Genomic DNA, 24074 nt, shown 5'->3' with positions numbered 1-24074 from the left:
CGACGATGGCGATAGCGCCGGTTTCACCCTGATTTTTATGATTTTCTTTATTCATAGCGCAGCGGACCTTTTAAGCCTGATGGAAACGGGTGTACGAACGGTTCAAATGCTCGGCGGTGGCGGCCAGCAGCTTGAGGGCTATTTCGTCCACATGCCGGTTGCGCCAGGATTCCAGCGCCGTGCCTTTCACCCAGCGGTTGAAGGAACCGAGGGCCGGCCCGGTCTGGATCTGGTAATTGACTTGATCCTCATTGCGCCCCTCCATCGCAATGCGCGTGCAATAGGCGAAGTACCAACGGAATACCAGGGCCATCTTGTGCTTCGGGTTCGCCTCGGCCTTGACCACTTCATGGTCCTTGCCCTGGGCTTTGAACCAGGCGGCGGTCTCGTTCCAGATTTCAGCGAAGGTCTTCTTGAAATACGTGCCTTCGAGCTGGCGGCGCGTGCGCTCGGGGATTTCGTCCAGGCTGTTGTGATGGCGATAGAGCGACAGCAACTTGTTGGCGCGCGCCGGGAAGAAAACGGATTTCTTCAGCACCTGCACCTGCGCGCCGATCTCGAACATATCGCCGGCCGGCGCATACTCCGTATCGTGGATATCGATTTCCTGCAGCATCGCCTTGCCGTTATCGCTCATTCCGGCTTCCACCGTGCACTGGTTGATGGAGCCGGTCATGATGAAATCCGCGCCCAGCAGGAAGGCCGCAGCCGCCGCTTCAGGCCCACCAATACCGCCCGCAAGACCCATGCAGATGGGTTCCGCGTAGCGGTGGCTGGCCTGCAGCTCGTCGCGCATGTGCAGCATGGGCGGCAGCATCACAGCCGCGATGCCGCCATCGGTGTGGCCGCCGGAATCGGCTTCCACACAAATATCATGGGCCACCGGCACGCGCTGCGCGAGCTCGGCCTGCAACACCGTGATCTTGCCCTGCTCCAGCAGCTTGGCGACGATGGCCGCAGGCGCTGGACTCATGAAGGCTTTCGCCACCTCGGGCCGGGAAATCTTGGCGACGATACGGTGATCGCACACGACCGCCCCGCGCGCATCGGTGCGCAAGCCGGACAGGCGGAAACGCACCAGCGCAGGCGTCATCTGCATAAAAGCCGCCGCTTCGACATTGGTCACGCCGTATTTCAGATACAGTTCGACCACCGCTTCTTCGTCGGCCGGATATTCGTAGTTCGCCAGCAGGTTCATGCCATATGGCTGGCCGTCCTTCAGTTCGGACTGAATACGCTGGATGCCGGCTTCAATGCGCGCCGGCGGCAGGCCGCCCGCACCAAAGAAAGACAGAAAGCCAGCCTTGCCCATGCGGATCACCAGCTCGGCCGAGGCCACCCCGCGATACATGGCACCCGCCATGTAGGCATACTGCAATCCAAAACGCTGGCGGAACAAGGCGCTGCCGAGACGGGTCGACTGAATGCCCGGCGCGCCGCTTGCCGCCGGCGCCGGGGTGGCAGCCGCGGTAGCAGCTGGCGCCATCGGTTTGTCCTCCACAATCGGCGTTTCCTTGCTGCGGATTTCCTGCACCATCTTGCTCAGCACCGCTGCGCCGATTTCCTGGAACTCATCCACCTCGCGCCCCATCAGATAACGTACCGAGTCGACCCAGCGCACCGGACCGGCAATCTGCGCCGCCAGCGTTTCCGCGATCCGCTCCGCCTCGTATGGGCGGCCGCTGGCATTGGCGATCACCGGCACTGTTGGCGCAACAAAGGAGAACTCGCTCAGGAAGCGCGCAAATTCGGCCTGCGCCGGGCGCATATAGCGCGAGTGGAAAGCGGCGCTGACGTTCAGCGTCACATAGCGCAGATTGCGGCTGGCAAAAACCTGCTCCGCAGCGGCGATGGCATCCTTGCTGCCCGCGATCACAATCTGCGTCGGCGAGTTGTAGTTCGCGATATCGATCTGATCGAGCTTGTGCTGGTCGAGAATGGACTGCACTTCGCTGGCCGAAGCGCCCAGCACGGCGGCCATGGCCCCGTCGCGCGCAGCCCCCATCAGCTCACCGCGCTTCTTCACCAGGCGCACGCCCGTCTCGAAGGAAAATGCGCCCGCGGCATGCAGCGCGTTGTATTCGCCCAGGCTATGGCCGGCAAAGAAATCCGGCGCGGCTCCGCCGTGCTGCGCCTGGTGGCGGTAGTAATTGAGCGCATTGACCACGAACAGGGCCGGCTGCGTATACCGGGTTTGCGAAAGCAGGTTCTGGCTGTCGCTGAGGCAGAGCTCTTGCAGGGAGTAGCCAAGAATCTCGGACGCGCGCCGCACCAGATCGGGGTAAAGGGGAAAGACGTCCTTGCCCATTCCCTTGAACTGCGCGCCCTGCCCCGGAAAAATCACTGCCTTCATAGCCCTGCTCTCCTTAATGGGTTGATGCTGCTCTGTCCTACCTGCGGGCTGGCGGCATTGGCTTATCACGGCCGCCAGATTGCCGCTGTCGCTACCGAACGGCGACATCAGCGTGTGGATTTGCGACGACGATCCGGCCGGCAATCCATATTTGAGAAATGTGGCGAGCGTACCCGCCGGACCAACATCGATATAGCGGTAGCTGCCTTGCCCTTCCAGTGCTTGCACCGTGTCCTGGAATCGGATGGTTTCACGCGCCACGGTCCAGAAAAAGTCAGCGGGCAAAGTACGCAGCACATTCGCGCCGGCACAGCATGCCAATGGAATGGCCGCTGTCTGCGCTTGCAGCGCCTGCAGATATTCGATATAGGGTTGGCGCGCCGCGTCGATCCAGCGCGAATGAAAAGCGAATTCCACGTCCAGCCGCTGAAAAGCCAGGCCAAGCTGGCGCAGGTGGCCTTCAACGCGGGCCAGTTGATCCAGCGGCAAGGCCAATACCGAATGCCCGCTGAAGTTGCGGGCTGCCAGCTCGCAGATTTCCCGTATCGCCGGCGTCAGGTACGACTCGGGATCTCCCATGACAGCGAGCATGCAGCCGGGCGCACAATGCCGCTCCAGCAGCAGCGCCTTTTCGATCACGGCTTCCAGAGCCGTTTCAGCGCTAACGCAAGCTGCGACAGCCGCCGCAGCATAGGAGCCGAGACTGGAACCCAAGACCATGTCTGGCCGCACATCGGCGGCAATCAAAGTCTGGGCCAGCGCATATTCGACCATGAAGATGGCAGGATGGCTGACACGAACGCGCTTTAGCAGTTGCTCGCTGTTCGCATCTTCGTACAAGGCCGACAGCACCGACACGCCGCAGCGGCTCCTGACCAAAGGATCGAGACGCTGCATCACGCTGCGAAACACCGGCTCGCGCCGATACAGTTCAAGGCCCATCTGCCGGTACTGCGAGCCCTGCCCGGAAAACATGAAGACGGTTTTACTCATCGCATGCCCCATGGCTAGCCTCGCTAGGGGATAAAACAGTTCGATTCATCGCTACTCGCTACAAAGGAGCCGCGCTACCGCTCCGTTCAATGCAGGAGCACGCGAACCGCCGCCAGCGGTTCAACGCACTTTCTTTACATGGTGAATCTGCCGCACGCGGGAGGGGCCAGCGGCCGCTCCCGGCAAAAGCCTGTTGGAAAAGGCTGGGCTACTGCTGTGATGAGCTCATCGCTCGGCGCAGGGAAAGTGGGCGCATGTCGGTCCACACTTCATTGATATAGGCAAGGCAGACGTCCTTGGCGCCGTGTTTGCCCGCTTTCTTCCACCCGAGGGGAAGCTCTTTGCTGGCCGGCCAGATCGAGTACTGCTCTTCTTCGTTTACCACTACTTCGTACAACTCTGCAGCCGGGTTTTCCAAGTCAGACATGCTTGCTCCAATGCGTGATCAGTGGTGCTCATTGCTAAAAATGGTGAAACGGGTACTTGCCAATATTGCACTGTTTGCCATTTTTACATTCTTTTATGGCAACGCATGGCATTATACAGTGTGGAAGTTGACTTTCTCTCAACATGCAACACACTAGTCAAATTCATACAATATTTGCAACATTGCGCTTTTTTTTGAACCTGGCAATACCCATTTCCCATTTCACGGAATTTTATTCAGCGAAAAATGAACAAACTTTCTCTATCGAAAGAATATAACTAGCTGAAATTAATCCTGAACACGCGCCTTCCACCACATTGCACAATCCGTCGAGCGCCAGCGCCTATTTCCTCCCGGTACGGGGCATCGCTTCCACGTCAGCGCCCACGGGCGGGCCGACGCGCTTGTTCACCTCGACCACCCGCAGGAACGGGAAATTGCCCAATATCGGTTCAATGACCCGGAATATGTGATCGGCATCCCGGCCATAGAGATGGAGGAAGACACCACTGCGGTCCGGTACGACCTCATGGCCGACATATTCGCCGCCCCCGGCCTTGGCCAGGGCTTGCCGTATCCAGTCCTCCAGCTCAAACACCCGGTTCGGATCACACGCTCCGTACTGCAAATGGATGACCAGCGCCTGCTCTGGGCGACGTCCGGCGTCCGCAAGCAAGAGCGCGGCCGGATAACTAATGCCGAGGAACCCGGCAAGCGAAGCGAAAACGTCCATGCTGTCTGCTCCTTTGTTAAGGCGAGCCGTTGTCAATCGGCACGGGCCGTGAAGGCGGCGTTGGCCCCGCCCGGTTCCTGACCGAGGTAGGGCAACAGGCTGAGCAGGCCGAGAATGGCCAGCGCCACGCCGACCCACAGCGGCGAGAGCAAGCCGTGGCCGGCGGCGATGCCCAGCCCGCCAATCCAGGCGCCGGCACTCAGGCCGATATTGATGACGGAGGTGTGCACGGTGTTGACCAGCGGCCCGGGGTGGGCAATGCGCATCACGCGCGCAATGATGGCCGGGTTCATGGACATGCCGACCAGGCCGATCACGACCAGCAACACCAGACTGGCGCTCCGCTGGTGGGCAAAGACGGCGAACAGCGCCAAGGCGATGCTCAGGAGCACCATGCCGCCGGCCAGGATCGGGATGGTGTAACGGTCCGCATAGCGCCCCACCACGCCATTGCCGACCACGTTGGCGATGCCGTACACACCCAGCAGCCAGGGAATCGAGCTGGCAGGGAAACCGCTGACCGTGGTCAGGATGGCCGTGAAATAGCTGAATGCCGCAAAAATCGCGCTGATGACCAGGGCACTGGTGGCATAGGCCGCCCACAGTTCGCGCTTGCGGAACGCGCCCAGTTCCCGCCCAAGGCTGGTAACCACGGACGGCTTGGAGCGGGGCACGAGCAAGGCGACCAGGACCATGCACAGCAACGCCAGCACCACCACCAGCCAGAAGCTCGCTCGCCATCCCAGCTGCTGATCGATGAGCGTTGTCAGCGGCATGCCCAGGACCGACGCCAGCATGAGGCCGCCGATCACGACTGCAGCGGCGCGGCCGCGTACCGGCGGGCTGACGGATTCCGCGCAGATGGCCAGGGACACCCCGAAACAGGCGGCGCCGGCCACGCCCGTGAGCAGCCGGGCGACGGCCATGAGCGCATAGCTGTCGGCCGAGGCGGCGGCCGATTGGGCAATGGCATACAGGCCCAACAGGCAAAGCAAGCCCTGTTTGTTCGGGATGCGCAGCTTCAGCATGCCGAGGGTGACCAGGGGCCCGCCGATCACCATGCCCAGGGCATAGAGGGAAATCAGATAGCCGATGCGCGCCACCGGCTCGCCCAAGGCATGGGCCAGCGACGGCATCATCCCCGCCACCATGAATTCGGAGGTGCTCAGCGAGAACACCGTCAATCCCAGAATATAGACAAGCAAAGGCATACAGTTCTCCTGCAAAAGCCGGGCTCACGCGCGCATGAGCGGCAAAGATGGGCAAAAATCGTGAGGGCCAGGCGCAAGGATGCCGACACGGCAGATCCTTGCGCCTGACTGGGCTCCCGTAAACGGGACGGGCTCAGCCGGGCGACGCCATGAACACGCTGTCCGGAATATCCCCAGCAAAGAAGTTGGGGAAATCGCGCACCGAACGATGCTGCGCGTCCTTGCCCGTGACCATGCGCAGCAGGCGGTTGCTGCCAGCCTGGAGGTAGAACACCGACGGCGCCATGCCGGCCTGCTCCACCACCCAGGCGTCGGCGGGCTGGCCCAGCACGGTGTGGCAGCCGTCATGCCGCGCCGCGCCATCCAGCAGAATGGCCTGCGGCAGGAACAATTCCTGGAACGGCGTCACGGTATCGGGTAGGGACGTCTCGTACAGCCGGACGCCGGACGCCGCCGTTTCCCTGGCATACGCCACTTTTTGCTTGCGGCTCTGGCCGCGCCGGGCATCGCCGATTTCCGACATCCACAGCCGATGCCCGGTCTCCCTTTCCGACCAGGGATTGAACAAGCCGTCGATGCGGCAGATATTGCGGCCATAATCGAACCAGCAATAGCCGGAGGTGATCTGGTCTTCCTCCCGCATCGGCAGCCAATACGAGATATAGGCACTGCTCCATTGCTGCGGCAGCAGCGGCGGCGTGATGGGGACGGGCATCGGCGTCTCCTCAGCGGCCCAGGGCGTAGCCCAGGCTGACCATCAGTGCATCCGGCAACGGCGGCAAGTCCTTGCGCCGGGCATCGAAGCTGGCGGTCAATTCCTCGTTGCTCAGACCCATGCGTTCGGCCACGCTTTCAAACCACAGGCGGCTGCTGTTGGCATGCTCCTTGAACAGATGCGCCAAGGGTAGCGCGCGGGCGTTGAAGTTGGCCAGGGCAGCCGCCGGGTCGGTATCGGCGCTGAGGGTTTTCACCAGCAGCAGGGCGAGCACCACCGCCATGGTCGTGCCGTGGCCGATCGAGAAGTGGCCCGATTGCAGCGCATCGCCGATCAGGACGAACTTGCCCTCGCAGGCGCGGTCATGACTGAGGGTCATGAAATTGCGCCAGCCCTGGCCTGGCTGGCTGACCAGGGCATGGCCGCCCAGTTCTGCCTGGAAGACCTTGGCGATATAGGCGGCGGCATCGCGCTCGGAACGCATGTCCAGCTCGGCCCGGGCATACGCCTGCTCATCGCATTCGACCACAAACGTGCTCATCGTGTCCGAATAGCGGTAGGCATGGCCGATAAACATGCCTTGCGCATTGCCGCGGAACACCAGGTTCATCTGGTCGAACAGCTGGCTGGTGCCGTACCAGATGTATTTATTGCGCCCGAAATCGATCTGCGGCGCCAGCGCCGGCGGCAACTCCAGCGTTTTGTGGTTGACGCCATTGGCGACCACCACCAGGTCGTACTCGGCTTCGAGCTGGGCCTGGCTGGCCAGCGGCGTTTCGTAGCTGATGGCGATGCCGGCCGCCACGCATTTGGCGCGCAGCGCCTGCACCAGGGCGCGCCGCTCCACGCCGCACAAGGTGATGCCGGTGCTCATCAGATTGGCCTGGTCGTGGTGCACCAGCTTGAATTCTTCCAGATACTGCGGGTTGAGCCGCTCCGGCTGCTCCAGATAGGACAATGGATTGGCAGGATGGCGCGGTGGCCGCCCCGGCAGCACCACGCCCCAGCCCAGCACTTCTTCTTCGGTGTTTTTTTCCGCGATACGGATGTCCCAGCCTGGCTGGGCTTGCTTCATTTGGCTGGCAAAGATCAATCCTGCAGGGCCGGCGCCGATAACGAGAATCTTCATTAATTTACCCTTCCAAGTTTGTACCACACGTTTTGCTTCTTCTGGATTTGCTGCAATTCAGCGTAAGGAACCGAGGTGAAATACAGTTTTTCGGCCATATCGGGCGGATACACCCGCGGGAATTTCTGGTGCATATAGCGGGTGTAGCGCGCCTGCAGGAAGAAAAGAAAGTTCGGATTGCTCAGCACCTCGTAATTGGCGATCGCCATCTCCTGCATGGCGTCGGCCTGCACCTTGCGCTGGCGGGTGAACTCGGGCAAAGCCAGCTCCAGGGCATTGCCATGCTTGTCCAGCAGGCCAACGAAGACCTGCACGTCTTCCAGCGCCATATTCATGCCCTGCCCGAGGAAAGGCGCGGTGGCATGGGCCGAGTCGCCGATCAGCAGCACATGGCCCTTATAGTGGAAGGTGCTGGAGCGCACGTTGATGAGGTCATTGCTGGGCAGCGCGAGGAACTGGTCCAGCAGTTCTTCGCGGCTGGCCTGCGGCAGATTGCCGAAGTAACGGCCGAAAAACCCGGCCATGACTGCGCGGTCTTGCGTGTGCAGGCTGGGCGCGCCGGTATACGGCAGGCAGATCGCGAAGCTGATGCTGCCATCCGGGATGGTCGCGGCGCGGCCGGCGAAGACGCCGCCGGAATCCATGCCGAAGAAGTACAGCAGGTCCTTGCGGAAGCCCAGCGCTTCGGCATTCGGCAGCACCATCGTCTTGTAGCCGTGGCGGAAAAAGCTCTGCTTGAATTCGAAGCGCCGCATGCCGCTCTGCATGGCGCGCCGCACCGCCGAGTGAGCACCGTCGGCACCGATGATCAGGTCGCCATGCAGATGCTGCACCACGCCGTCCGGCCCCTGGACCAGCACGGTCTTGCGCTCCAGGTCGACATCCAGGCATTTATGCTCGAACGAGTATTTCACCTGGTGCCGCGCCGCGTATTGATTGAGCAGGCGCTGGAAGGCATTGCGGTTCAAGGACAGCGGGAACAAGCCTTCCAGCGGATGCAACTCGCGCACCTTGTATTGGCCGCGGATGGAGAAGGCCATGCCGACCACGGGTTCGCCGCACTGGTTTAGCTCCTCCAGGCTGATGCCGGCACCCAGCACTGCCTTGATGCCGCGCACGGTCATACTGACGCCGATGGCGCGTGAGCTGACCGGGTCGGCGTTCGCCGGAGGGGGCTGCAGCGGATCGGCGCGCTTTTCAACCACATGGACATCGTGTCCACGCCGTGCCAGATAGATGGCGGCCAAGCTGCCTGCCAGGCCGCCGCCTACGATGATGATTTTATGCATATCAAGCCTCTCTAGACATCTTTCCCTGAGATAAATCGGTCAATTGCTGATTGAAAAACTCCAGCATCTCGATCGGCGCCAGGCCGACCACGCCGGCTTCCAGGCTGCGCCCGTAGCTGGCCAGTTCCAGGCATTTCTGCGCCAGCTGCGCGCAACCCTCGCTGTAGTCGGCGCTGACGGTGGCAGCGGGCGGCGCCGGCAGCGGCGGGCCGGCGTTGCGCCCCGGCAGTCCGGACGGCATATTCATCAACGCCGCCGATAACGGCCGCAGCACCCCGGTCATGATGTCGATCGAGGCGTTCATCAGGCGCGAGCGGCGCAGGCTGCCGGCTGGCTTTTGCGCGAAATGGTGGGCCATCATCAGGAAGGTCAATTCGTAGCCGCCCTGGTACAGCCGCATCAAGGCGAGCGCCTTGGCATCGTTCACCTGGCTGCCCTCCGCACCCGGCTCGATCCGCGGATTTTTCAACGCCGGCAAGGCTGGTTCGAAGGGCTTATCGCGCGCCGCAAACTGGCCGGCCAGGGCGCGCAGCCGCTGGAAATGCGAGGTGGCGAAATGCGGCGAATCGAGCGCCACGCCCTCCCCCTGCCCGGTGACGAAGTCGATCGCGAATAGCGCACTGTCGCGGTCGCTCACCTCCAGCTGGTAGGCGGGAAAAGCGCGGTTGGTCAGCTCCTTCAAAAACAGATGGTGCTCACCGCCGCTCTTGCCGCCCCCAGTTGCGAACAGCTGGGGCAGATCGGCCAGGGCGCGCCGAATCGCCGCGTAGAAGGTCGCCACCGATTTGCCCGGCGTCGGCAGGTAATCGGGCCACTCGAAACGCACGAAGCGGGCCAGCACATGCTCGGAAAACGGTTCCAAGGCAAATTCCGTGTCCAGGCCGAAGCGCTGGCGCGCCTGCTCGCCCAGCAGCGGGCGGCCGGCGTAGAACGGCTCGCCGAGCGCCATCAGCACATTATTGACCAGCAGATAGTGGATCATTTCCTCGTGGGCGATTTCCAGCAGGGTCCCGCGCGCGCCACTGTTGCGGCGCCGGTCCGCCCCGCCGCAGGCCAACTCCAGCTCGCCGGCTTGCCAGCGGCCGGCGGCGACCAGCTGCATGCCTTGCTCATAGTTGGGGATGGAATAAGCGGCATACAGGTACTGCAGCATGAGCGACAACTCGAGGTCGATGGCCGTTTTCAGCTCCTCGACCAGCTCGGCCTTGCTGCCGATGGCAGGCACCGGCGCGGATCCTGGCGCCGTCCCCAGCCCGGTCTTGGCGGCGGCTTCGACCTGGGTCAGGTATTTCAGGAACAGGCGCGCTTTCGGCTGCGACAGTTCGCGCGTGCTCGGCATGTAATAGCTCTTGTCCCGGTTTTGCGGATCGCACATCTGCCACATCAAGCGCGAATAAGTCTCGCACTTGCACTGGTCCGCCAGGCTGAACACCTTGTCCGCCATGAAGGGATAGATCAGCTCGTAATAGCTCATCACATGCCGGTAGAGGAAGGCGTAGTCGACCTGTTCGGCCGGTACATCGTCCAAGTGCCAATCGTCCGGCAACACGCGCACGCCAATATGCTGGCGTTCCAGGCCATCGCCAAGCACGATGCGGGTGGCGCCCGGCCGGCGCCCCGTGACGCGCAGTTCGGCATAACCTTCGCCGCGCGCCGAAGGTTCCAAGTCCAGGGCCAGCATCTCGCCGTCTTCGGCCCGTGGCGCCAGCGCGGGATGGGCCGCCAAGGCGCCGCGGAAACGGCTTTGCAGGGTAATCGTCTGGGGATAGTCCAGCCCCTTCGCGCGGTTGGGCGCCTCGAGGTACAGCTGGTTGCTGTCGGACTGCAGCACCCAGTCGGCTTCCGCCCACTGCCCCAACGCACTGACCAGTCGCAGCGTCCCGGCGGCAGCGTCCGCATGCTGCAACGGCACGTCGACCACCCCATGATGGCGCCAGTAATCGAGATACAGCGCTTCGGGGATGCGGGCAATCAGCCTGCCCGCATCATCCTCCAGCCGCAGATCGCCCAGCGCTTGCTGGCCGCCCAGCGCATGCGTCGGGTGCTGCTCGGAAACGGCGCTGGCCGCACGCGTGGTAAATGGAATGGCGGTCGGCATATTCAGCGAAACCCGGTCCGCATGCACTTTCACCATCACAGGCCCCAGGCTGGCCTGGCGCGGCAACAGCAAGCGGCCCGCAGGATAAGTGGCCAGCTCGTCGCGGCGCCACAGCCCGATGCTGCCGACCAGGTCGTAAAACACCGGCGTATCGGGTTTCAGCGGCGTCGACATATTGAACACGGCGTACTGGACCGTCAATCCCAGCACATCCTCCGCCGCTAAGGCTTGCTGCAAGGCGCACAGGCTGGCCGGCAGCGGCACCTCCGGGTTGAACAGGAAATGCGCAGCCTGCTTGGCGAGCGAAAACTGGAACAGCCGCGAGCGGCCGAATTCCTCGTCCAGAAAATGGCCGCTGCGCTCGGTGATGTGGCCGTTGCCCAGCCAGCGCACCGAGTGTGCCTGCTCGATCTCCGCGCTGAACAGGCTGGGGGTGTTAGGCCCAGCTTGCTCGCCGCTCAGCGTAAACTGGCCGGCGTAAATCAGCGTGGTATCAGGCTCGGCTGGATTATTGTCCACCCAGCGGGCGCGGTTGAACGTGGTGCGCAGATAGTCATTGTAGTGGCCCCACAAGGCCAGCTTGGCGCCGACCAGGGCATCTCCGGTATCCACGCTCCCCTCCTCGAGCTGGACGCCGGTGATCCTGGTATTTTCCCAGGAAAAGTGGTTATTGCCGCAGGCATTGTAGCCGGCGGCCTGGCTGAAAACGCCCTCCGGATCGGGCTTGCCGGCAGCATTGAAGCGCGGCGGCAGCTGTTTCAAATGCGCATGGAATTCCGACGGCGAACGGCTCAGATCGAACGGCTCGCCCGCCATCGATACCACATTGGTGGCGATATCGATATGCCCGTGCGTGTTGCGGTTCGCGGTGGGCACATTGGCGCGGGCAAAGCCGCGAAAATGCAAACGGGGGAGATCCAGAATGCTCATGCGCTCTCCGCCGCCGGGGCAGCAAGCGTATCGTCACAGCCGGGTTCATCGGGCAGCGGCTTGAAGCGTTCCAGCAAGAGCTCGCAGGCGTGGTGCGCGCTGATCAGGCTGCCCTCCATCCAGCCGCAGTGCGAGGTGTACGCGTCCGAGCAGGAAATGATGCCGCTCGGATGCACCAGGGCCGTCGGATGCTTGGCTTCGGGTTCCAGATAGAACTCGACGCCGTGCGGCCAGTGCTTGTAGAAATGCGATTGGATCGGCGGCAGCGGCTGGCCGTTGAGCGGTAGCGCTTGCTCCAGGTGGCTGCGCACGCGCTCCAGGTAAATCTCTTCGCCCTGCTCCACACTGTCGCGCCAATAGGTCGCGCTTTTGCTGTCGGTATAAAAGAGCAGGTATTTATCGCTCTTGAAGTAGATCTTGCGCAGGGGATTATTGGCCATCAGCATTTTGTCGCCCAGCCCCATGCACTCGAACCATTTTTTCTCGAACGTCAGGAAGCCCTTGAACAAAGGCAGGGAGTCGTACTGGAAAGGGCTCCAGGTGGCTGGGAAATCCATGTTCAGACCCATCATGGCGGACGGGGGAATGGCCAGGATCACATGGTGCGCACGCTGCATCTGGATCTCGCCCTGATGGCTGAAGGCAAGCAGATGGTCGGCACCGGACTTCTCCAGCGACAGCAAGCGGTGTTCGAGGCGGAACTCGACCCCGGCAGCCTGGGCCTGCCGTTTCAGCTGCTCCAGCAGCTCGCCATAGCCATCGGTGGCATAGCGCCATTCATTGCCGGCGTTCTCGGTGCAGTTTTGCGTTTCCGGATGCTTTTTAATGATGTCGTACGCCATGGCGGCCGTGACGATCGGCAGCTGCAGGGCGTCGTAACCTGTGGCCTCGAGGATGCGGATCGCTTCGTCGGCGCCCAGATAATGGCTGAGGAAATCAAGGAAGGATTCTTGCGGATGCTCTTTCACCATAGGCTGCAAGCTCAGCAGGGTTTCCTTCAACTCTTGCTGCTCGCGCTCCTGGGATACCACGTCAGTGAAAGGGTAGACTGCGTGCGGCAGCCCGCTGTCCTGCATGAGCTCCTGGAAATGCGGATGCAGCTGCGGTGAATAGCGGGCAGCGCCGAGTTCGGCGACTTCCTCATCGATTTTGCGCGACTGGATGCGCCCGCCCACGAATCCATTCACGTCGAACACCCGTATGCGCAAGTGCCGGCCGAGGCCGGCGTTGATCAAACGGGTCGCACAGGTCAAACCACCAATGCCAGCGCCAATGATGCAAATGTCGGAATAGTTTGTCATCTAGAATCCTTTTAGCTAGTCAAGACCGTTAACCAAATTGCCCCCGTCGTTTTCCGACAGAAGACAGGCGCGCAAGCTCCCCAAGCGCTTGCAATGCTTTGGCCGCAAGGGAGCAAACCGCCCGTCAAATACTGACGCGAAGCAAAAATGATTGACTTTAGGTAAAGCTTTTCGGTAACCAGGCCCAAGGGCCCGTGCTTGCGTGGCAAGCGGGTACTGCCCAACGACTGCAAATTCACCCAAGCGTAACGGCGCCCCGTCTCGGCATGAAAAACTGCCGCTGGCATTGACTGCCCGGGGTCTAACTACTTGAAAACTATGGCATTGCGGTGCTCAGCCCCGTCAGCGCTGGCATCTCTGAACGGGTATTTGATCCGGATCAAAATTGTCTAGACGATATCTGATGTCAGTGACCGGAGTTTGACAAAAATCAAACTAATTGCTGAATGATTCACAAGTCAATAAAGATGGGGGAAAACCGAATTTCCTTCTGAACAAAGATGTCTTTTCGGCCATTTCGTGCGGAGGGTACCAACAATTCGACCGCGCAAGACCCTGGCCGCAGAAGCCGGCCAATCCCGGCTCCTTCAAGTTGTCATCGCGGCCCGAGTGAAGCGCTGATCACCGAGTTCACGGTCGTAAAATGACTTTACGACAGCTGTCGACTTTTTCATCGAACATCTTATAGCCCGTAACAGCTTGCTCCAGTCGCAATCGGTGCGAGATGATCACGTCAGGGTGTAACCTCCCTTCTTCGATCAACGACAGCAGCTCCGGCATGAATCGCTGGACATGGGTCTGGCCGGTTTTGAATCCGATGCCCTTTTCAAAGACATCGCCAAACAAAAAGCCATGAATGAAGCCAGCGTACACGCCGGGAACGCTAATGGTCCCCCCGCGTCTCACTGCCGCGATACATTGGCGCAGGGCTTTACCGCTGCTGCCCTCCAGTTTTAAGGTCGCCAGGGCGGTTTCCAGTCCGCTCCCCTTCGCCTCGAAGCCAACTGCATCAATGGCGGCATCGACACCGCGACGGTTTGTGCCCTCGATGATGACTTCCGCCGCATCCACTTCATCGAAGTTAATCGGAGTCACGTCGTAAGTCGTACGCGCAAATTCCAAGCGATAAGGATGATGGTCCACCATGAAGATGGTTTCGACACCCAGCATCCGAGCGCAAGCCGCAGCCATCTGCCCGACAGGACCGGCTCCAAGAATTGCAATTGATGAGCCCTTCCCCACTCCGGCGTTCAGCACGGCCTGGTATCCCGTCGGAAGGATGTCGCTTAGGAATAGCACCTTTTCGTCTTCCAGCGAATCCGGGATCTTGATCGGGCCGACATTCGCCTTGGGAACGCGAACATACTCGGCCTGTCCTCCGGGAACGCCGCCGTACATATGGCTGAACCCAAACAAAGCGGCGCCCGAACGAAGCGACTTTTTATTCATGATGGTGCCGCGGTCGGGGTTCGTGGTCTCACACGCGGCGTACAAGTGCTGGTCACAGAAAAAGCAGTTGCCGCAGGCGATGACGAAAGGCACCACCACACGATCGCCCTTGCTCAATTTTGTCACCGCAGGCCCGGCATCCACCACGACCCCCATGAACTCATGACCAAGGATGTCGCCTTCCTTCATCCCCGGCACCTTGCCACGATAGAGGTGCAGATCGGAGCCACAGATGGCCGTTGCCGTAACCTTAATAATGATGTCGTCGGGTTCCTGGATGACAGGGTCCGGTACGGTATCAACTTTCACATCATGTGCTGAATGGTAGACAAGTGCGCGCATAATCGACTCCTGAATTAGCTGCCAAAACGCGATTCGGGCAAGCCAACTGCGTCCGTCACGCGCGTTGAAAAAACGCCACCCGCATGTGGCTCTGTGACCAACAAGTCAATGAGCGCGCTGGTGACAAACAATTCATCGAGCTTCGCCCCACCAAACGCAGGGCAAGTAGGCTGGCTGACCGGTACCGCGATCGCGCGCTCGATTGTTCCATCGGGGCGATAGCGCACGATACGTCCTGCGCCCCACTCCGCATTCCAAAGGAAACCGTCGGCGTCGACCAATGAGCCATCCGGTTCTCCGCAGCCAGGAGGCAACAGCGCGAATTCCCTTTCGCCGGATATTTGCTCGCCATAGTCGCAGCAGCGGATAGCACCCGACAGCGAATCGCAGAAATACATGATCTGTCCGTCTGGACTGAAACAGATGCTGTTGGCGATGGCTACCGGACTTAGAGGGAGCTGTTCCAGCTGCAGCTCATGGCCAAGCCGGAAGAAGCTGCCGATCGGGGCGCGCCCCAGTGCTTCATTCATCGTCCCGAATACAAATCGGCCTTGCCGGTCGCAACGGCCGTCATTGAGTCTCACATCGGGCTTGTCAGCCTCCACTTCGGTGATTGTCAGGATTTGCTTGTCAGTAAGGTTGAACCAGGCCAGGCGGCTTTCCAAACCCAGCAAAAGACGGTCATCGTTGTGGGTCAGTGCAAAGGAGGCAAGCCGCTCCGGCATTTCCCACATCTGGCTCGTGCCGTTGGACGGAGTGAAGCGCCACAACGCCCTGCCCAGGATGTCCGTCCACCAAAGGCATTGCTTCCTGTCGCACCAGACCGCACATTCACCCAACACGTTTTGAGCATCAATCACCAGGTCCACGGCGCCCTCCCTGGCTCACAACATAAAGAGTCGACATGGAACATGGTTCGCCAGGCCGGCAAATCAGCATGGGGAACGACGCATGATTCGGCGCGTCGGGAAACTGCTGCGGCTCCAGGCAAAGGCCAGCGTGCGGCCTGTCCATGTATTGACCGCTGTAGAACTGCAAGCCAGGACAGTCGGTGTATATCTCCAGCCTGCGCCCTGACTCGGGCGCCGCCAGAACGGCCTGCGGTCCGGGAATCCCGTCCAGGACGAAGTTATGATCGAATCCGCCGGCCAGCTTCAACTGAGCGTCGTCGACAAGTAAGCGGTCTCTTATGCTGCGCGGCTGGCGGAAGTCAAATGGGCCACCGGCAACCGGCGCAACGCCGCCGACCGGAATGAGATCATCGCGAACAGGCAGGTAATTTTCGGCATCGATATACAGTTCATGGTCAAGCACTTTACCTGTGCCCGCCAGGTTGAAATAGCTGTGCTGGCTGATATTGAATAGTGTCGCCTGATCCGAAACCGCTTGATACAAACAACGCAATGCGCCGAAGGCCAACAGCTCGTAAGTGACCATCACGAGCAGGCTTCCTGGGTAGCCTTCTTCGCCAGCGGGACTGAGCCGGTACAAATTGAGGCGCGCCCGATCGTCCTCGACGCTGGCACTCGCCTGCCACATTTGTTTGTGAAATCCCGCTTCGCCTCCATGCAGATGATGTGGCCCTTCGTTCTGGCCGAGCTGGAATGTCTTTCCATCGAGCTCGAATTGGCCGCCCGCGATCCGATTCGCGAATCGGCCAACCAGTGCGCCCATATAGCTTGTGTCGCGTTCGTACTCCTCCCCCGTGTCGAATCCCAATACCAGGTCGACTTTGTATGCGTCAGGGGTCGCCAGCATCCAGCGCCGGATGATGCAGCCGTAATCGAGCACTCGCAGCACCATTCCCGCGCCGTTATCCAGGCAAAACTCCGTGATCGGCCGTCCATCCGACAGCGTGCCAAACGGCGTTTCGGAAACGGACGGATTCATCCCGCCCTCCAGGCGGCGATCAGCTCGTTCGCACGTCCTTCAAGAACCGAAAGCGATATGCCGGGCTCGTACAGTCTTGCGCCGACCCCAAAGCCATCGGCGCCCGCGAGTCGCCAGTCGCGAAGATTGCCGGCACTGACTCCGCCTACAGGCCAGACACGGGCACCAGTGGGAAGGATCGTTTTCACGCTGCGCAGGCCGCCGATACCCAACGCTTCAGCCGGGAACCATTTCACCACGTCTGCGCCGGCGGCGAGCGCCGCGAGTGCCTCCGTAGGCGTGGCGACGCCCGGCACCGCGAACATGCCGAGCTCCTTTGCGCGGCGCACGACGTCAACATTGAAATTGGGGGCAATCATAATGCCGCCCCCATGCTGGCTTACCAGTTCCACGTCGCCTAGCGTCAGCATGGTTCCGCCACCGACCAATGCATTGGCGGGCTTACGGCTGTTGATGATTGCAATGCATTCAAGAGCTCCGGGCCGGTTCAAAGGCACCTCCAGCAGGCGGAAGCCGCATGCGAACAGCACGTCGGCGACGCCCGGGGCTTCAACTGCGGTCAAGCCGCGCAGGATTGCCACCATCGGTGGCTGGAAATCATCGATATTCAAGGCCATAGCTCCTCCACGAAACGCGCCATCGCTGCGCAATAGGCCTGGTCGGGATTGATCAACTGCGTGGAGTAGCCAAGCATTTGTGCCACTTGCAGGTAAGGCGCCTCCAACCCTTCTGCCGCCAGCAGGTGCAAGGCTGGCATTTCATCCTCGCTGCTTTCTCGCCGCCCTGCGAATTCCGTTCCAATCAGCAGGCCGCTGACATATGAGCGCGTGCCCGACGCTGGCGCATCGCCCGCCACCACGCGCGCCCTCGCCTCGAACAACGTGTGGGAGAGTGCCTCTCCGTCTTGCGCACGGCCGGCCCCTTCCCTCAGCGCAGCGTCATCGTCATCGTCACCACCATTCATCAACGGCGCCAGAGTGCCACCGCGACGCAAGGAGGCGAACAATTCACCGGTGATATAGGTCGACAGGCGTTTGATCACGCCGCCGCTTAGCTCAACCCATTTGCTATGCGTACCTGGCAATACGTACCAACCATCCCCGTGCTGCAGGGCCACCGCGCCAAGCAGCTGGGTTTCCTCGCCGCGCATCACATCGACTCCGCCATGACTGCGGTGGCAATATCCCGGCACGATATAGCAGCCTGGCGTCCCCGAAACAGGAACCAGCGTTTCGGGCAGGCGCCCAAGCGCCACACTGCTGTCGAGGTACGCGACTTCCTGCCAACCCATGGCGCTGCCCACCATCCCCGACATGACGACCGGCACCAACGCATCAATGCCAAGCATGCCGCGCAACGCATGCAGCGACTCGGGAAAGTGGCCGTCCACCGCCAAGGCGCCCTGGGCGTCATCGTGCCGGAGCAAGCACTTTCCCTCGGCGCTGATGACATAGGCCCGCCGGTTACTGGTGCCCCAGTCGATCCCCAGCAATCGCGCCGTTCCTACCATTCGGCCACACTGCCATCGGTATGCCGCCAGAGCGGATTGCGCCAGTCCGGCGCCGCTTGGCTTGCTTCGATGACCCGCTCTTCGTTGACGTCCACGCCCAAGCCTGGCAAAGGCAGGGGTTCGATATAGCCGCCATCCATGGCGAAATCGGCGGCATTACGCACATAGTCGAGCAGTTCCGCCCCTTGGTTGTAGTGGATACCCATGCTCTGTTCCTGCAATACCGCGTTGTACGAAGCAAAGTCCACTTGCAGGCAGGCCGCGAGAGCAACCGGGCCAAGTGGACAATGCGGGGCAAGCGTCACGTCGTACGCTTCGGCCATGGAGGCGATGCGCATGCACTCGGTGATCCCTCCGGCGTGCGACAGGTCCGGTTGCAAGATGGCCAATCCCCCCTCCGCCAGGACGCGCTTGAATTCGAAGCGGGAATACATGCGCTCCCCGGCCGCCAGGGGAATGCTCGTCATGTCGCTCAGCCTGCGGTAATACTCCGACTGTTCGGACAGGACCGGTTCCTCCACAAACAACGGCCGGAAAGTTTCCAGTTCGCGCAGCAGGGGTTTGGCCATCGGCCAGGCCACCCGTCCATGGAAGTCGATACCGAACTCGATGTCATGCCCGAACGCCGAGCGCATACCGGCAATCCGCTCCACGGCCGCATCGACCGCCTTCGCGCTGTCCAACATCGCCAGTTCTTCGGTGCCGTTCATCTTGAAGGTGTTCAGGCCGAGCGCCTGCAAGGTCTGGATGCCGGCGACGATATCGGCCGGGCGGTCCCCCCCCACCCAGCTGTAAATCTTCATGCGGTCGCGCACCAAGCCGCCCAGCAGTTGATAAACCGGCACGCCGAGCGCCTTGCCCTTGATATCCCACAGGGCCTGGTCGATGCCGGCGATCGCGCTCATCAGCACCGCCCCGCCCCGATAGAAGCCGCCGCGATACATGACTTGCCACAGGTCGTTGATTCGGGCAGGGTCGCGCCCAAGGAGCAATTCCGCCAACTCCTGCACGGCCGTTTCCACCGTCCGCGCGCGACCCTCGATGACGGGCTCGCCCCAGCCGCAGATACCCTCGTCCGTGTCGATTTTGAGAAACATCCAGCGCGGAGGCACGCGGTAGGTGCTTAGTTTCGTAATTTTCACGACCACCCCGCGTCGACAATGTATTCCTGCCCCGTACACATTGCACCATCGTCCGCCGCAAGGAACATCACCATGGCCGCCACATCCACCGGGGCCAACCTGCCGGGCAGGCACTGGTTACGGCGTATGTCGTCTTCTGCCGCGGCATCGACCCACAGGGCAAGCTGGCGCTCCGTCATCACCCATCCCGGCGCCACGGTATTCACGCGGATACCGTCCCGCCCCAGGTCCCGCGCGAGTCCGCGCGTCAATCCACTGGCTGCCGCCTTGGCCATCGCATAGGCGGGATAACCCGGACTCTTGATATGCCAGCCGATCGATCCCATGTTGACGATCACACCGCCGCCGCGCCGCCGCATTGAAGGGACCACAGCCTGGCAAGTGAAGAACATCGGCCGCTGGTTGACTGCGGCGAGGCGGTCCCATTCGGCCGGTTGTAGTGTTTCCAGTTCGTGGCGCTGATCGTTGGCGGCGTTATTGACCAGGACGTCAATATCGCCCATCTGCGCCACGATGAAGTTGATGCTCGCTTCGAGCGCGATCAGGTCCACCAGATCGCAATGGCGGAACAAAGGCATCGGCAAGCCGCCCGCCTTCATGCGCGCACACAGCGCCTCCGCATCATCCCCCGCGATATCGAGAAAGGCGACTTGCGCTCGCTGGCGGGAGAAGGCTGCCACCAGCGCCGCGCCGATCCCTGTGGCGCCCCCGGTGATCAGTACCCGCTTGCCCGCGAGGCTGGGGTAATTGGCCCATTGGCGTTCCATGCGCAGCTCCTTACGAAGCGCGCGGAGCCACCCGGCCACGCTCGCGCAGGACCTGCTCGGCGGCACGCTTGCCAGCAAGGAAGGCATGGTCCGAATTGTAGTATTCCCACTCGCTGTAGCGGCCCGCAAGATGGATGTCATGCTGCGCAAGCCAGTCCCGTACGACCGCCACGTTGTGCGCGCGCTGGTGGTCATACACGACATAGGCCACAGGCATGTCGACCTGGTTCGCGACGAGGATTTGATCGTCGGCGCGAATAAAGCCCACCTTGATGGCGTCTTCAATACAACGCTGGATAAGCGCTTCCCCATCCAGGGGCAAGGGCTTCAGTGGCGAGTACGAAATCTCGCAAGTGAACCCAAATCCTCCCGGGGCATTGCATTCGGGACTTGCATTGCCCTGGACGAAAATGCGATGGAAAATGGTGTCTTCCGGATAGTAGATCCAGTGTTTATCCGACACGTCACTGCGAGCGACGCCGATGTTCACGCACCGGATCGAAATATGCCTTAACCCACCCGCTGCTTCGCGCACCGGCTTCGGCGCGGCGTTCCCGATAAGCCTCACCAGTTCCGGCAGCGGCATGGTGCTAATCAGCTTCTCATATTGGAAGCGGCGGCCGTCGGCGAGGGTGACCCTGTGTTCCTCCGGCAGCACCTGGGCCGCTTCAGCATTCAGTTCGATTTTTCCGCGTATCAGCGGCAAGAAGCCGTTCATCAATGATTGGAAGCCCCCGCGTTTGGGATAGCCGAAGCGGGCATTCGGCCCCATCGGACGCGGAACCGGCCGCAGTGCCCCCTCGACAATTTCGGCCAGATTGGGCAAGGGAACGCGGCCGCCCAACCATGAGGTTTCCATTTCGCTCAGCGGAACGGTCCACAGTTTCCGGTTGTAAGGGATGGCGAAATGCTTCGCAATGCCGCTGCCCCATACTTTGTAGATGAAGTCTTCAAAGCTTTGCGTTTCCTCCTTGCGCGCGGTGCCGCTGGCACGCGCCGCCTCGGTACCGCCGTCTGCACAGCAATCCTCTGCCGCCGGGCTTGGGCAAGACGGCGCGCCGGAAGCGCCGCCATACCGTGCCTCGATGGCGCCGAGTATGCATTCCTTGATGACCTCGGGTGGCAGCCCGTTCAGAGACGCCTGGAACGGATAGCGCGTGTAGACCTCCTTGCTATACACCCAGGCTTCACGCATTTGCCAATGCTGGTTATCGCCAAGCAGCTTATCGTATAGATCCAGCACATACGGATCGTTGGAAAACATGATGTGACCGGCGTGGTCGAAGGTAAAGCCACCGTCCTGAATCGAACGGCACCAACCGCCTATACTCGGATTGCGTTCCAACAGCAGGTTATCCTTGCCTATATGGTAAGCAGCGGACAGCCCGGTAGGACCTCCACCGATCACAATGCTGCCATATAGCTGGTTGCCGGGCGACGTGCGCAAGGAATTGACCTTACCCGGCGCATCGCTGGGTGCTGTCGCCCCGCCATCCGCCCCCTTCCCCACAAGCCGCGCGGCCTTGCCGCCAGGCGGTGTCTGCGCCATCAATTCCTGCATCCTGTCAGCAGTGGCATCCCACGATGTGTTCGCCACCACCTCCCTCATCGTGCGCGCCATGGCGACTGTCTGTTCCGGCGTTTGCGCCAGGGCGGTTTCGCAGTGCGCGATGAATTCTCCGTGGTCATGGCCGATCGCGACAATGTCGCCGTACGGTTGTTCCACATCGCGGATCGCTGTGCTGACAATGGGCAGTTCCGCCGCCATATATTCAAGAACTTTGGTTGGACTAATGAAGCGCGTCGCATCGTTCAAGGCAAATGGCAGCAGGCATACGTCCCAGCCGGCCAGGAATTGCGGTAGCGCCTTGTAGGACTGCTGGCCCAGGTAATGCACATTCTGGCGCTGCGGCAGCGAAGCTGGATCGATCTTCACGATCGGCCCAACCAGCACCACCTGCCATTCGGGGTGCGCATCGGCAATGTCGGCAATCAGCGCGGCGTCGAAACGCTCGTCAATGACGCCGAAGAATCCCAATCGGGGGCGCGCAATCCCGGTATGCAGCGGGTGCCCGTTGCTACGATCAAGCGCCTGCTCGAAATGCACTGCGTCGACACTGCTCGGGAAGCAGTGCGCATTGCCGTGCCGTATGCGCTTCGCTTCATACAGGCTTGGGCCGCCGGTAAACACCAGGTCGGCGATATTGAGCAAGGCACTTTCACGCTGCAGCAGCTGCTTGGGCGGGTTCTTGAATGCGCTCAGCTCGTCCATGCAGTCATAGACCACCAGCGCGGGACGCAGCCCTTGCAACAGGGGAAGCGCCATTGGCGTGTAAAACCACACCAGCACCTCTTCACCGTCAGGCGCCAAGTCAGCAACCAGCGGTTGCAATAGCGGGATCTGGTCGTCGTGGAAGCCATGCGCCTGCGATGGCGTATGGGGCTGGCAGACGGTCAGATTGGGCGCCGGATGGGAGAACACCATGTGTGCAGCACCTTCGTCGTGCATAGGCTCTTCGACAAACATTACCTTGTAATGCTTGGCCAGGCGGGTAAGCAGTTGCTGCGGACGCTGAAACACGAAATCCCAGCGCAGGTGGCAGAAGACGATCAAGGTTTTCATAGTATTCTCCTCGGATAGGCAAAGGCTGTCAGTGAGCCGAATGGATTGGCGCAGCGCATAGGCATAGGGAGCGACAAGCACCCGGGCCAGCGGGTCCGGACCTTCCCGGTCCAGATCCCACAAGCCGCTGCGATGCCAGTGGTCGGCCTTCTCCCAGTCAGGGCGATCAATGGCGGGGTACAGGCAGATTCCACACATCTCGGCCCCTTGCTCGTGCGCCATCGCAACTTGCTCCGCCATTTCACGGATCCAGTCCCCGCGGCCACTGCCGACGTGACTGGTTTCCGCCAACAGGACTGGGCGGCCGTATCGCCGATGTAATTCCACCAGGATGTCATGCAGTGGGCGCCGGCGCGGATCGTCAAGGTGCCACCATAAGCGCATATTGGTGCCGCTCTCCCATTGGTTGCTGTGGTAATAGTTGCCGCCGACCAGATCAAGGTAGCGCGGATGGCCGCCCAGCTCAGGCTCAATGCGGCCGCACAGCATGTCCAGCGCTTCGAACTGGGACGCACTCCAGCCTGCCGCTTGCGCCGCCCAATCCGGCCGATCGCTGGGCGCAATCACGTGGATCAAGGGATCGCATTGGAAAAAGCGTGCCCCCGGCGCGATTTCTCGAATGGCATCGATGGCGGCCACCGAGGCGCGAATCAGTTGCCGCTTGCCCAGTTCGCCTGCATGTTCGTGGTGCATGTTCAGGCAATGGAACATGTGTACCGACAGCCCCCAGGCGGTGAACGACAACTCGTTCACCGGCGAATAGACCGGTTCATCACCGAGCCAAGGCGCCAGGAAGCGTGCACTGGCTTGGCAAAATCGGACGAATCTCGGAACGAAGTCATCACTGTATATGTCAACGTCGTCGGGCCAGCCGTAATGACAGAAGGTCCAGCAACTCTGCAGGCCCAGGTCACGCGCCGCCTCCAGCCGTGGAAGCAAGGGCGAGAAATCGAATTGGCCATCGTGCTCCACCAGGCGCCAGCCAATCGACTCGCGAACGGTCCGAATGCCAAATTGCGCGAGGAGCGCATAGTCGTCCCGGGCACGTTGCAGGTGGCCGGTCACCAGGTTCATGTCCTGCGGCTGGCCCGCGCGGTTAACATGGTCCGCGCCTTCATAGCCGGCCTGCCAGAAGGTCTCGAATGGATGGCAAGGCGGCTTCAGCACAGGGC

Annotated in this window: 17 protein-coding genes; all 17 read right to left on the bottom strand. The window is 61.3% G+C overall.

The annotated features are described in order from the left end of the window. Positions 1 to 70 precede the first annotated feature (70 nt). The 17 genes from fabD to H597_RS0105845 all read right to left on the bottom strand — a co-directional run bounded on the left by fabD (position 71) and on the right by H597_RS0105845 (position 24069). A complete protein-coding gene (fabD, locus tag H597_RS0105925; protein ID WP_035373287.1) occupies positions 71 to 3346 on the bottom strand; it encodes an ACP S-malonyltransferase in 3276 nt (1091 codons plus the stop codon). 208 nt (positions 3347 to 3554) lie between these two features. Further along, entirely contained in the window at positions 3555 to 3773 is a 219-nt protein-coding gene (locus H597_RS0105920; protein ID WP_028101322.1) for an MbtH family protein, read from the bottom strand. A gap of 343 nt (positions 3774 to 4116) precedes the next feature. Continuing rightward, positions 4117 to 4506 (bottom strand): hypothetical protein, encoded by a 390-nt coding sequence (locus H597_RS0105915; RefSeq protein ID WP_028101321.1) that lies wholly within the window; start codon positions 4504 to 4506, stop codon positions 4117 to 4119. 32 nt (positions 4507 to 4538) lie between these two features. Then, positions 4539 to 5717 (bottom strand): MFS transporter, encoded by a 1179-nt coding sequence (locus H597_RS0105910; protein ID WP_028101320.1) that lies wholly within the window; start codon positions 5715 to 5717, stop codon positions 4539 to 4541. A gap of 133 nt (positions 5718 to 5850) precedes the next feature. Further along, complete coding sequence (gene vioE, locus H597_RS0105905; protein ID WP_028101319.1) at positions 5851 to 6432, bottom strand: violacein biosynthesis enzyme VioE; 582 nt, start codon at positions 6430 to 6432, stop codon at positions 5851 to 5853. A gap of 10 nt (positions 6433 to 6442) precedes the next feature. After that, positions 6443 to 7561, bottom strand: coding sequence for a flavin-dependent violacein biosynthesis monooxygenase VioD (gene vioD, locus H597_RS0105900; protein ID WP_028101318.1), 1119 nt, complete (start codon positions 7559 to 7561; stop codon positions 6443 to 6445). Further along, the gene (gene vioC / locus H597_RS0105895; protein ID WP_028101317.1) at positions 7561 to 8850 is read right to left on the bottom strand and encodes an NADP-dependent violacein biosynthesis oxygenase VioC; all 1290 of its coding nucleotides are present in this window, start codon (positions 8848 to 8850) and stop codon (positions 7561 to 7563) included. Before vioC ends, vioD begins: the two co-directional genes overlap by 1 nt. 1 nt (position 8851) lies before the next feature. Then, a complete protein-coding gene (gene vioB, locus H597_RS0105890; protein WP_028101316.1) occupies positions 8852 to 11878 on the bottom strand; it encodes an iminophenyl-pyruvate dimer synthase VioB in 3027 nt (1008 codons plus the stop codon). Then, positions 11875 to 13179 (bottom strand): flavin-dependent violacein biosynthesis tryptophan-2 monooxygenase VioA, encoded by a 1305-nt coding sequence (gene vioA / locus H597_RS0105885; protein ID WP_028101315.1) that lies wholly within the window; start codon positions 13177 to 13179, stop codon positions 11875 to 11877. The genes vioB and vioA overlap by 4 nt, the downstream gene beginning before the upstream one ends. 630 nt (positions 13180 to 13809) lie before the next feature. Beyond that, on the bottom strand, positions 13810 to 14970 hold the full coding sequence (locus tag H597_RS0105880) for a zinc-dependent alcohol dehydrogenase (RefSeq protein ID WP_028101314.1): 1161 nt from the start codon (positions 14968 to 14970) through the stop codon (positions 13810 to 13812). Positions 14971 to 14984: 14 nt separating this feature from the next. Then, positions 14985 to 15839 carry an SMP-30/gluconolactonase/LRE family protein gene (locus H597_RS0105875; protein WP_028101383.1) on the bottom strand — a complete coding sequence of 285 codons (855 nt, stop codon included), beginning with the start codon at positions 15837 to 15839 and terminating at the stop codon, positions 14985 to 14987. After that, the gene (locus H597_RS33825; RefSeq protein ID WP_083940957.1) at positions 15823 to 16860 is read right to left on the bottom strand and encodes an aldose epimerase family protein; all 1038 of its coding nucleotides are present in this window, start codon (positions 16858 to 16860) and stop codon (positions 15823 to 15825) included. The genes H597_RS0105875 and H597_RS33825 overlap by 17 nt, the downstream gene beginning before the upstream one ends. Continuing rightward, on the bottom strand, positions 16857 to 17477 hold the full coding sequence (locus tag H597_RS0105865; protein WP_035373165.1) for a 2-dehydro-3-deoxy-6-phosphogalactonate aldolase: 621 nt from the start codon (positions 17475 to 17477) through the stop codon (positions 16857 to 16859). The genes H597_RS33825 and H597_RS0105865 overlap by 4 nt, the downstream gene beginning before the upstream one ends. Next, complete coding sequence (locus H597_RS0105860) at positions 17468 to 18352, bottom strand: 2-dehydro-3-deoxygalactonokinase (protein ID WP_229632097.1); 885 nt, start codon at positions 18350 to 18352, stop codon at positions 17468 to 17470. Before H597_RS0105860 ends, H597_RS0105865 begins: the two co-directional genes overlap by 10 nt. 11 nt (positions 18353 to 18363) lie before the next feature. Then, the gene (gene dgoD / locus H597_RS0105855) at positions 18364 to 19512 is read right to left on the bottom strand and encodes a galactonate dehydratase (protein ID WP_028101311.1); all 1149 of its coding nucleotides are present in this window, start codon (positions 19510 to 19512) and stop codon (positions 18364 to 18366) included. After that, positions 19509 to 20279, bottom strand: a complete 771-nt coding sequence (locus H597_RS0105850; protein WP_028101310.1) for an SDR family NAD(P)-dependent oxidoreductase — start codon at positions 20277 to 20279, stop codon at positions 19509 to 19511. Before H597_RS0105850 ends, dgoD begins: the two co-directional genes overlap by 4 nt. Before the next feature lie 10 nt (positions 20280 to 20289). Then, on the bottom strand, positions 20290 to 24069 hold the full coding sequence (locus H597_RS0105845) for an NAD(P)-binding protein (RefSeq protein WP_028101309.1): 3780 nt from the start codon (positions 24067 to 24069) through the stop codon (positions 20290 to 20292). Positions 24070 to 24074 lie beyond the last annotated feature (5 nt).

Origin of the sequence: Pseudoduganella violaceinigra DSM 15887 (assembly GCF_000425385.1) — a bacterium.
GTDB lineage: Bacteria > Pseudomonadota > Gammaproteobacteria > Burkholderiales > Burkholderiaceae_D > Rugamonas > Rugamonas violaceinigra.
This window is presented reverse-complemented; position numbering and strand designations above follow the sequence as displayed.